The organism is Planctomycetia bacterium (assembly GCA_034440135.1).
GTDB lineage: Bacteria > Planctomycetota > Planctomycetia > Pirellulales > JALHLM01 > JALHLM01.
Map to the genome: position 1 here is coordinate 1 of JAWXBP010000489.1, position 9,379 is coordinate 9,379.

The 9,379-nt window shown below is 62.6% G+C and carries 9 protein-coding genes; 2 read left to right on the forward strand and 7 right to left on the reverse strand.

Going from position 1 to position 9,379, the window contains the following annotated elements; genetic code table 11:
• Together SGJ19_27810 and SGJ19_27815 are read left to right on the forward strand one after the other, a co-directional pair.
• Positions 1-1,091, forward strand: a 1,091-nt coding sequence (locus SGJ19_27810) for a tetratricopeptide repeat protein (protein ID MDZ4784072.1), incomplete at its 5' end; no start/stop codon positions are given.
• A 160-nt stretch (positions 1,092-1,251) separates the two neighbouring features.
• Positions 1,252-2,172, forward strand: a complete 921-nt coding sequence (locus SGJ19_27815) for a hypothetical protein (GenBank protein ID MDZ4784073.1) — start codon at positions 1,252-1,254, stop codon at positions 2,170-2,172.
• A gap of 7 nt (positions 2,173-2,179) precedes the next feature.
• Here SGJ19_27815 and SGJ19_27820 read toward each other — a convergent pair whose 3' ends face one another.
• The 7 genes from SGJ19_27820 to SGJ19_27850 all read right to left on the reverse strand — a co-directional run.
• Positions 2,180-2,947, reverse strand: coding sequence for a sigma-70 family RNA polymerase sigma factor (locus SGJ19_27820; protein MDZ4784074.1), 768 nt, complete (start codon positions 2,945-2,947; stop codon positions 2,180-2,182).
• A 152-nt stretch (positions 2,948-3,099) separates the two neighbouring features.
• Positions 3,100-4,491 carry an amino acid permease gene (locus SGJ19_27825; GenBank protein ID MDZ4784075.1) on the reverse strand — a complete coding sequence of 464 codons (1,392 nt, stop codon included), beginning with the start codon at positions 4,489-4,491 and terminating at the stop codon, positions 3,100-3,102.
• A gap of 47 nt (positions 4,492-4,538) precedes the next feature.
• Positions 4,539-5,126, reverse strand: coding sequence for a hypothetical protein (locus SGJ19_27830; GenBank protein MDZ4784076.1), 588 nt, complete (start codon positions 5,124-5,126; stop codon positions 4,539-4,541).
• On the reverse strand, positions 5,123-5,362 hold the full coding sequence (locus SGJ19_27835; GenBank protein ID MDZ4784077.1) for a hypothetical protein: 240 nt from the start codon (positions 5,360-5,362) through the stop codon (positions 5,123-5,125). Before SGJ19_27835 ends, SGJ19_27830 begins: the two co-directional genes overlap by 4 nt.
• A 71-nt stretch (positions 5,363-5,433) precedes the next feature.
• Positions 5,434-6,849, reverse strand: coding sequence for an anthranilate synthase component I family protein (locus SGJ19_27840; GenBank protein MDZ4784078.1), 1,416 nt, complete (start codon positions 6,847-6,849; stop codon positions 5,434-5,436).
• A gap of 83 nt (positions 6,850-6,932) precedes the next feature.
• Positions 6,933-7,913 (reverse strand): DUF6268 family outer membrane beta-barrel protein, encoded by a 981-nt coding sequence (locus SGJ19_27845; protein MDZ4784079.1) that lies wholly within the window; start codon positions 7,911-7,913, stop codon positions 6,933-6,935.
• A 233-nt stretch (positions 7,914-8,146) separates the two neighbouring features.
• Positions 8,147-9,379: hypothetical protein (locus SGJ19_27850; GenBank protein ID MDZ4784080.1), on the reverse strand; the 1,233-nt coding region annotated here is incomplete at its 5' end.

The window sequence follows — 9,379 nt, forward strand, 5'->3', positions numbered from 1 at the left end:
ATAATCTCGGCATCTTGCATCGCGAGACGGGCCATGCCGGCGAAGCCGAGACGGCGATGTTAGCGTCGCTGGCGGAATTGCATCGATTGAGCGCCGCGGACGCGGACGACGCGTCGCTCAAGCAGGAAACCGCCCGCGCCCAACTCAACTTGGGGCCGGTGTATCGCGTGCTGGGCCGGCCGGACGAGGCGATCGAACGCTATGCCGAAGCGCTACGACTTTTCGACGAGTTGGTCGCCGCCGATCCACAGCGCCCGGAGTATCGCTTGGAATTGGCGGTGGCCCTCGCGAATTGCGGCAACGCCAGGGCGAGTTTGTCGAACCCGAGGGACGCCTTGATGGACTACGAGCGCGCCGCCTCGCTGCTCAGCAAACTTATGGCCGATCATCCGAGCGTACCGACGTTGCGGCAGGAAATGGCGAACACATGCAATAGCATGGCGGCGGCCCGCACCGCGGTCGGCGAACTGGAGGCCGCCGAATCAGACTGGGCCGAGGCAGTGCGATTGTTGCGCGGGCTGATGGAGGACTTTCCCGAGTTGCCCTCGTACCAAGGGGACCTGGGGATGTCGATCGGCAATCTCGGCTGGGCCGAGGCCGAGCAAAAACAATTCACGGATGCTCGGGAGCATTTGCGCGAGGGCATTGAGCACTTGGTCCACGCGCTGCAAATGAACCCTCGCCAACCTGACTACACGCGCAGTCTCCGAAGTCATCTTTGCACACTCGGCGGGGTTTCGTTGGAATTGAAGGATGGAACCGCCGCGATCGACGCCGCGCGGCGGCTGGCACGCCTGGAATCGGCCGGCGCCGACGACCAATTGGCCGCCGCGTGTTTGCTGGTGCGAACCGCCGCGATGTTCGATCAGGCGCCGGACGATGCCGCCGCGGAATCCGTCAGGTCCGCTGAGCTTTGTGCGGAAGCGTCGCTGATCATCGAGAAAATCAACGCGCTCGACTCCGCCACGCCGGCCCTCAAGTCATCCGCCAGCGACTTACTGGCTGAAAACGTGAAGCGCCATCCATCACTCGAACGAGCCCAGACATTACTCACTACCTCGTCGGACGAGGTGAAGGCCAATGGCCCGTAGGCGCCGTCAAACGTCACCTAGTTTGCCCACTGTTGCGCTGCCTGGAATCTGGATATCGCAATGACGCGGGTTTCGTAAACCTTGCGACGGTGCAAGTGCGATATGAGTGAAGTCGGGACGTCTTCCAACAAGTTCCCGCCCTCAATCCCTGGGCGCCAGTATGGCTTATCGTACACGACTTTCGTTCGCGGTGCGGCTGGCTGCCTGTGTGGCGGTCTACCTAATCATCAATCATGGCGCGCTGTACGCGCAGCCGCCGGGCGTGCCCGTGATTCGCGACAGCAGCGTCGGCTATATCGATCCGGCGATTCCGGGCAATATCGTGCGGCTGCGCGCGGACGCCTCCTACGACAACATCGAAGCGGCGCGGGCGGAGTTCTTCTACCCGCGCACCGGAGCGAGGGGACCAGGCCCCCAATTCTCGGAGACCTCGGTCGACCATCAAGAGATTTCGCTGTACGTCGAACGGGCGTGGAGCGAATTGTTTTCCGGTTTCATCAATGCGCCGGTGCGATTCATTGATCCGGAGATCAACGACAATGACGCCGGTTTCGGAGACCTCGACGCCGGATTCAAATACGCGTTGACGTACTCGCAGCAGTTTTTCACGACCTTCCAGTTGCGAACTTACGTGCCGACCGGAAATGCCCGCGACGGATTGGGCACGGACCACGTAACTATTGAGCCGGCGCTCCTGGGTTATTCCGCGATCACGGATCGAATTCGGCTGGAAGGCGAGTTCCGTTACTGGATTCCCGTCGATGGCACCGACTTCGCCGGCGATACCTTGAGGTATGGGATCGGCGCCAGCTATTTGCTGCCGCTGCAAGGCGCCTTGCGGATTTCGCCGGTTGCGGAGGTCGTGGGTTGGACCATCCTCGGAGGCAAATCCAGCCGGGCCGCCGCACCGGATCAATTCATCATTGAAGACGCGCAAGGGGCGACCTTAGTACACGCCAAACTTGGCGTGCGCGCAAGCCTGGGGCAGCGTTGGAACGTGTACGCGGGGTACGGACGCCCCATGACGGGCGACGCCTGGTACGACGAGACCTTCCGACTCGAACTGCGCTGGCTGTATTGAGCGAGCCCTACTTTTTTTGCTCGCCGGGCGTCGCGCGGCAGGCATCGAGCGCCGGCTGACAATAGCCGTGTAGTCCCAGCGTGATGAGTTCTTCTTCCAACTGCTCCAACGTTGGGTCGTCGAGCGTATCGCGGACTTCGTGGAGCAGAAAGCCCGCGAAACGTTCCCGCGCTCGATGCAGCGACTGGCGGACCCAATCGGCGCTGACCTGGCGTTCCAACTGGGGGCCGAGCGCGACGGCCATTTCGCCGGAGCGCATTTCCGGCTGTGTCGCCCGCAACTGAAGCACACGGTGAAATGGTTGCCCCGATTCTTGCTCCAACCGCTCCAGTGCCTGCCACGCGCGGTTGATGAGCTCGGCTCGCCAGCCTTCCAGAAAGACTTCGTCCTGGCTAGCCAGTCCCGTGTCCTCCGTGGCCGGCTCCAAGCCGTCCGTCAGCGATGTGGCTCGGCGCTTGTTGCGGCGATGGTAATCGCCGATCAAATGAAAGAGCGTCCCCTTCACGTAGTCACGAAACCGGCCGCGCTCGCGATCGACGCGTTTCAAGTCGCCGCGCACAAATCGCAGCGCAAACTCCTGCGACAGTTCATCCGCCGCATCCGCGTTGCGGAGCGCGCCCAGCAAATAGCGCCTCACGACGCTGCCGTACCGCTCGATCAACTGCTCCTGGGCAATGCGAATCGTCTCGGCGGAACCATCGCCATGCGCCCATCCGACGACCGTCCAAAGCGTCTGAATCTGGCTGAGCCGCGCATGAGATTTCGCTTCTGACATGGTCCGGTCCGCTGCGCAATGAGAACGCCTGGGCAAGACCAGATTCTAAGCTCATGGCCCGCCGAGGGGAATATGTCGCGAATGTCTCTCCCTGGGCAGGACTTCTGACGCAGCAACTTTGATGCCTTCGTCAGAACGCTTCCGACTCGATGCTATGCCAGCTCGCGGCGCGTCCACCAAAAGTAAACCGGCACGCCCGACGCGATTAACAGCGCTCCCAGCCAGGACCGTTCCCAGGTGTTGACGAACAAGGCCGTGAGGGCCGCCGCGAACATCAGCAGATACAAGATCGGCGTGACCGGATAGCCCCAGGTGCGGTAAGGGCGCTCCCATTCCGGATGGCGCGCGCGGAGTACGAACACGGCCGCCACGGCCATCGCGTAAAACACGCTGCCGCCGAAGATGACCATGTTGGTGAGCGCATCGAAAACGAAGTACGCGCGCTGCGCTAACGTCACGCCCTCCGCCGGGTAGCGATGCGCGAGGAATAGCAGCACGACGGTCCAAGCGGCTTGCAGGGCAATGGCGTTCGCTGGCGTGAAGAACTTGGGATGCACCTTACAGATGGCTTTCGGCATCAGGCCGTCGCGGGCCATCGCGAAATAAATCCGCGGGCCGACCAGCATGTTGGCGTTCACGGCGCCAAACGTGGAACACATCACGCCCGCCGCGGCGAGCTTGCGTCCCCAATCGCCAAACAGCACGTACGACGCGTCAGCCGCCACACGTTCCGATCCCCGGACCGCGGCCATCGGCAGCACGAGGTGATAGCCGAGATTGGCGCCGGTGTAGACCAGGATCACGATCAACATGCCCAGCCCCAACGCCAACGGCAAATTACGTTGCGGCCGGTCGATTTCTTCCGCGACCGGCGTGAGGTTAATCCACCCGTCGTAGGGCCACATCACGGCGATCATTGCCGCGCCGATCGCCTTCCAGTAACTCCCGTCAATCCCGCTCGGCCAAACCGGCTGCAAGTTTTCGACGTCGGCCTTGCCCAGCAACCAGGGCCCCAAAATCAGCACGGCCAAGAAGCCGAGCTTGATCACCGTCGTCAAGTTCTGCGCGGCGGCCCCCCAACGCGTGCCGACGATGTTCAACACGGCCAGGCCGACGACGATGAGCGTGGTAATCGCCTCCTGCCAACCGGGCGACAGCGGAACGATCGCGCCCAGATAGATCGTCGTCGCGCAGGCCAGCGCGCCGATCGACCCCGTGCGAATGATCCAGAACTCCGTCCAACCCCACAGAAACGCCGGCAGCCGGCCGTAAGCCTCGCGCAAATAAACAAACGGCCCGCCGGCCTGCGGCAGCATGGCCGCCAACTCGGCCAGCGCGAGTGCGCCGCACAACGTCAGCACTCCGACGCCAATCCAAATCGCCAACATCGGTCCTGTCGCACCCAGTTCCTTCGCGACGACGCTGGCCTTCAAGAACACTCCGGAACCGATGATCGACCCGACGACCACCGTGGTGGCGTCAAACCAATTGAGGACACGCGGGAGGGTGTGCGGCGGAGCCGGTGAACCGCTTGAATCATTCATGCCGTTCTCGTGGTCTGTCAAATCACGTGGCCAACATTCTGTCAGAACTAATCCAACGCCTCGTTGGTCGCGGCTCGTTTGCGCACCTCGTCCAACGCAGCACTCGCTCCTAGCTCGACCGCCACGCGATCTAGGTAGGCGTTGTCGATGGTGGTGCTATTCGTTCGCAGCAGTTCCACGCAGTCCGCGAGGTCCAGCATTCTTCCTGCATCTAGCTTATGCAAGATGACATCTTCGCACGTCAGCACGCGGATGGACGTCGACATATTCGGAAACGTAAAGACGACGCTCCTTGCAATTGCTTGCCGGTGGTAGGGAGACTCGGCCAACAAAAAGTCGACCTCGAGCTCCCATAGAACTTCCGGAAGCCGGCACTCTGTCTTCACAACGTGAAGTTTATCGAGCCGCTTTGGCGCGCGCACGCGGCTCATTTGAAAGCCTGCCGTCACAAGGCGACGTTCCGCCTCGGACCAGTCCGCGACATCCACCGCGATCAACAGATCGACATCACGCGTGGCGCGAAAGTAGCCCCAGGCAGTCACGGCCAGCCCTCCCATCAGAGCGCCGTCAATTTTCGCGCGTTCGAGCGCCTGCCAGACGTGGGAGAGCGTCGTAAAGATCGAGTCGGAAGTCATTGCGGTTTCGTCCTGTATCTCGCGTACTTCTCCCGACTGCGCCGCGCATTGTCTTGACGCACCCAGTCGGCGTAGGCCTCATCCAGGTTGCCGTCCGGGCCGATTTTGTGGCGCAGCCCCGCGAGCAATAGCTGTTCGCAGGTGTCCATCAGGTCTTTCCAGATCAGCATCCGCTGTGTGAAGACTTCCTGCGTAATCGTGCAGCGCGATTGCCAAGGCTGGTTTTCATCGTTCATCGCGGCGACTCCGAATCGACTTCACCGAATGTAGCAGTTCTCAAGGATATCACCAATCAGACGCTTAGCGATCATGTCGACGCGCTGAGCATCGCGCGCACGAGCCCTTCGGCCTTGTGCCAGGTTTCCTCGTATTCCCGGCGGGCGTCCGACATCGCGACGATTCCGCCGCCGGCCTGGGCTTGCCACCAGCCTCGTCCGGCGGTGATGGTGCGGATCAGAATGTTGGCATCGAAGGCGTCGTCGAAGCCGTTGTAGAACAGCGATCCACAATACGGGCCGCGGGCCGTCGGCTCCAATTCGGCGATGATTTCCATCGCCCGGGCCTTGGGCGCGCCGGTGATCGATCCGCCCGGGAAGGCGCAGCGCAACAGATCGAGCGGCGTACTTTCGGGACGTAGTTGGCCGTGAATCACCGAGACCAGATGCTGCACGTGTTCGTAAACTTCCAGCCCGCAGAGCTGCCGGACTTGCACGCTGTCGACCAGGCAAGTGCGCGACAGGTCGTTGCGCAACAGGTCGACGATCATAATGTTCTCGGCGCGATCTTTTTCGCTCTGCAGCAGATCATCGCCCGCGAACAAATCCGCTTCTGGCTGCGCCGTGCGACGGCGCGTCCCTTTGATCGGCCGGGCTTCGACCTGGCCGTCGAGCACTTGCAAAAAGCGCTCGGGCGAGGCGCTCAGAATCTGATTCGCACCGAGATCGAAATAGCCGGCGAACGTGCCGGGATTGATGGTGCGCAGCCGGCGGTACAGCGCGAGCGCGTCGCATGTCGCGGGATGCAACAAGCGTTGCGAGAGATTCACCTGGAAAATATCGCCGGCGAGGACGTACTCGACGGCGCGATCGACTGCGCGGAGGTAATCGTCCGCGGCAAAGTTGCTCGTGAGCAGCGTAACGCCGGGAACTTCGAATTGCGGTGCGAGATTGCTGGCGGCCAGCGATTCCTCAGCGACGATTTGCCGCGACGACGAAACGCGTGGCGCGATCAATCGTGCGAGAAACTCGGCCAAGCGATGTGCGGCGCGGGCGCGCTGGCGCGCGGCGTCGAGCACCGGAAAGCCGTGGCTGATGAGCCACCCGCGGCCCTCCTGATGGTCGAACGCTGCGACCGTGTCGTACAGTCCAACAGCGAAGGCAGGCACGCGGAATTCGTCCCACTTGGGGCTCGGCAGTCGTTCTAACTGCCGCCCGACGTCGTAGCCGCACAGGCCGGCCGCGCCGCCTTGAAACGGCGGTAAGCCCGGCGCCGTGGACGCACGAAATGGCCGCAACCGCGCGGCGATGGCCTCAAACGCGCCTTGGCTTCGCGCCGGCAGGAGCAGAAAGTCGAACGGGTCCGCGGCGACGTAAGAATAGCGCCCCAGCTTTTCGTGCCGCCGCGCACTGTCGAAGAACACGGCATGCGGTAAATCCGCCAGCCGCTCGAACGCGTGATGGGCGTCCAGTTCCGCGGGAAGTTCTTCAACGAGCGGCTGATTCACAGGGCGATTTTTGCTGGAAGCGAAGCGAGCGGCATCGAGCCGCATGAACACGCCATTGTAGACCGAACACGTCCGTCGGGGAGCTAGAAGCCCCAGACGAGCCGGGCGAACAGCGTGTCGTCGACCTCGAATTCCTGCTCGTCCGAGGCATACTCCAGCGCGCGGCCGAAGACGTAGGCCGTTTCGATGCGGCTGGGGTTGAGGCCAGTCGGCTTGCGTTCCAGACCAAACACGACGCGGTAGTCGTGGTAAGTCAACTCGTCGAGCGTGTCGTCGGCGCGGACGGTCGACCAAGTGCCGCCGCCGAATTCGCCAGCGATGTAGTACCACCACTCCGCGCCGGTGCGATCGAGCGCCTCGAAGCGATAGGTGCGAAACGCGAAGCGAGGACGCGGAAAGATCAACTCGATGCGCCGGTCCGGCGACGGCTGCCAGGTGATGCCGGCCGCCGGCAGCACCGTGACGTCGTTACGATCGAGGTAGACGACGCCGAGCGCAAGTTTCGTCGTGGGGGTCCAGTTGTAGATTGCCACGGCGCGGCCCGTGATGCGGAGGGCATTGTCGCTGCGGCGCTCGAAGTCGCTGTAGTAACCCGGCGCAACGGCGATATCGAGCAACAAGCGTTCGGATAGTTGGCGCGGAAAACGGGCTTCGAGCCAGGCGTCGTGAAGTTCCCCGGGCACGTCCAGTCCGACCGGGCCGTCGAGCGCATGTAACCCGTAGCCAGGCGTGAACACGACCGGCGCTTCCCGCGATGGAAACGGCAGCCCAAACGACGCTTGGGCGAGTACGTCGACCATTTGCAGATCACTGCCGGCAAGCCAGGTGACGCCGATGTTCCCGCCCTGGAAGATTCCATCCCGAGCGCCGGGCAACGACCGTCCGCCCTGCGGCACGACCGGCCCTTCCTCCGGCGGCGCATCGAACATTGGCTCCATTTCATCGGCGGGGTAGACCGATCCGCCGCCGGATTGGTCGTACGATTGAACTTGAACGCCTTGTTCGTAGAGATCCGAATGAAAACCCGACGGTCGCGACGTGCTTGGATATCCCGACGCGGTCACAGGAGGCAACCGGCCTTCTGCGGCGCTAACACTGCTACAGAAAGTAAGCAGCGCGACAGCGAAGAGCGAAGCAATCGACAACACTAGCCCGACGCGCAAGCGAGGGGGAGTAGACGTCGAACGGCGAACGGCGCTTACTCCCCCTCGCTTGCGCGTCGGGCTAGTGTGAGCGGACCGACGATTTGGAAACGCTGGCGACACGAGGATTGCCCTGGGATTCGTTCGTCAGGCGATTAGAACGTCACGCCGCCGCGCAGCATGACAGTATCGTCAGGATCGAAGTCTGGGTTGTCGCCCGCATAGTCGATTTCGCGATTGAAGGCATAGCCGACTTCGATGTAGCCGCCCACGCCCGGCAGGCTCTGGTTTTTCCATTCGGCGCCGAAGATCAGCCGAAGATCATTGTAGTCGTAAGCGTCTTGCTCGCCGTTCGCCCGTTGAAAATGCCAGGCGCCGCCGCCCAGTTCTCCAGCGATATAGCCCCACCATTGCGTATAGCCGACGGTGCTGATGCGGTACGCGAGTTTCGGTTGCGGGAACAAGATATCGAAGCGAGCGTCCGGGTTCGGCATCCAAATCACGCCGAACACGGGCAGCAACTTGAGGTTGTTGCGATCGAGGTACACGATGCCGAGCGCGATCTGCGCCGTGGGGGAAATGGTGATGAGCCCAAGCCCCCGCGCGATGATGCGAATGGCGTCGCTTTCCACTTGCTCGAAGTCGGAATACAAACCGACGCGAGCGCCAAGATCCGCCGAGAGCCACTGGCTGATCACAGGTTTCCAACCGAAGTCGAGGTAGGCGTCGTAGGTGCGCGGCGGCAATTCTGGCGGCGGCGTGTCGGTGAAGGACTCGGAAACCGGGCCATTCCAATAATGCACGGCGAAGCCGGGCGTGATGTACAGTGGCAGTCGCCCGCTAAAGAACGGAATCAGGAACGTGGCGTTGATTTCGAGATCGGTGACGCCGAGTTCCGAACCGCCGCCACCGGCCAACCAAGTGCCTTCGAACAGGATTTGCTGCCGCAATCGTTGCGGTTGGGCAATGGCGCCGTTCGGTTGGATGTAGCCGCCATAAGCCCCTGGTTGTGCCGCAGGTTGTCCAAGGTAAGCAGGATTCGGCGTAAAGATCGAAGGGGGCGCCGCGGCAGGCGCGGAGCTGTAAGGCAACGCCGCCGGCGGCGGCAAGATCTGCATCGTCGACTGCGGCGCGTACGGATCCCACGGTGCGGTGGTGGCCGGGGCCGCTGGAGCGCCGTAAGTACCTGATAGCGGCGCAGTGTAAGTGCTGGCCGGCGGAGCCGGCGCTGTGTACGGATTCGAGACGGGAGGGGCGTAAGTCGAAGGCGGTGCGGCCGTGAAGCCGGGCGCCGGCGCGGCGCTATTCGGCGTGGTCGCGGGCGCTTGGGCGAACTGGATACGCTGACCGTGGGCCGTATTTGCGGCGCAGCACAGCAGGGTCAGCAG

Coding starts and splice junctions, on each gene's coding strand:
- SGJ19_27815 (MDZ4784073.1), top strand. CDS start 1,252: ATGGCTTATCGTACACGACTTTCGTTCGCGGTGCGGCTGGCTGCCTGT.
- SGJ19_27820 (MDZ4784074.1), bottom strand. CDS start 2,947: ATGTCAGAAGCGAAATCTCATGCGCGGCTCAGCCAGATTCAGACGCTT.
- SGJ19_27825 (MDZ4784075.1), bottom strand. CDS start 4,491: ATGAATGATTCAAGCGGTTCACCGGCTCCGCCGCACACCCTCCCGCGT.
- SGJ19_27830 (MDZ4784076.1), bottom strand. CDS start 5,126: ATGACTTCCGACTCGATCTTTACGACGCTCTCCCACGTCTGGCAGGCG.
- SGJ19_27835 (MDZ4784077.1), bottom strand. CDS start 5,362: ATGAACGATGAAAACCAGCCTTGGCAATCGCGCTGCACGATTACGCAG.